We start from the raw sequence: 889 nt of genomic DNA, 5'->3' as shown, positions 1-889 counted from the left end.
GGGGGCGCATGGCGTGGAGCTGCTCGCGGACACGTGGCGCGCGTGGCGCCGTGGCTCGGGCCCGCGGGCATCACGCTCACCGTGGGCGACATGACCCGCGAGCCGCTGGCGGACGCGACGCACATCTTCTGCAACTGGGTGGCGTTCAGCCCGGAGACGAAGGCGCGGCTCGTCGCCCACCTGCGAACGTGCACCCCCGGCACGCGCATCATCACCGTCACCCGCCCCATCCAGGCGGAGGGCTTCACCGGCCATGCCTCCCACTGGATGCTCTTCACCTGGGGCTTCGAGAAGGTATGGCTTCAGGAATACCGCCCCGAGGCCCTCCCCGCGGCGCCTTGAGGGTCAGCGCGTCAGGTGCTTCAAGGTGAGGTAGACGAACTCCGCGCCGGGCTGGAGCGACGCCACCGGGACGCGCTCGTTGGGCGCGTGCGCGGTGCGTGCGTCGTCCGGCGTGAGCGCGAAGAGGTCGATGCCGTAGGCGTGGACGCCCGCGCGGCGCAGCGTGGCGGACTCGGTGGTGCCGGTGGACATGCGCGGCAGCACCGGCGCCTTCGGCCACACCTTCGCCGCGGCGGCCTTCACCGCGCGGAACATCGCGTTGTCCCCCACGGGCGACATGGGCGAGTCCGGCGGCGACACATCCATCTCCACCTCGATGTCCTTGTCATTCACGGCCGCGACGATGCGCTCGCGCACGGCCTTGGGGTCCGCGTCCGGCAGCAGGCGGCAGTTCACGGTGGCCTCGGCCGTCGCGGGAATCACGTTGGAGCGCGTGCCGGCCTTGAACACCGTGGGCACGCAGGTGGTGCGCAGCACGGCGCCCAGCGCGGGCTCCAGCCTCGCCACGGTGGCCACCGCGTCCTCGGGCGGCGCGTCCGGCGCTGCG

1 protein-coding gene and 1 pseudogene are annotated in these 889 nt (G+C 72.8%); one reads left to right on the top strand and one right to left on the bottom strand.

Features of this window, described 5'->3' with window-relative positions; translation table 11 throughout:
• A pseudogene (locus tag ACLEQD_RS44415) lies at positions 1 to 342 on the top strand (class I SAM-dependent methyltransferase); the annotation flags it as partial.
• A 3-nt stretch (positions 343 to 345) separates the two neighbouring features.
• On the opposite strand, the gene ACLEQD_RS44410 reads toward ACLEQD_RS44415, so the two are convergent.
• Positions 346 to 889: M20/M25/M40 family metallo-hydrolase (locus tag ACLEQD_RS44410; RefSeq protein WP_410391932.1), on the bottom strand; the 544-nt coding region annotated here is incomplete at its 5' end.

It is taken from the genome of Corallococcus sp. 4LFB (assembly GCF_046520365.1).
GTDB classification, from domain to species: Bacteria; Myxococcota; Myxococcia; order Myxococcales; family Myxococcaceae; genus Corallococcus; species Corallococcus caeni.
Note: the sequence above shows the minus strand (reverse complement) of the source record. Positions and strands in the feature narration are given on the sequence as shown.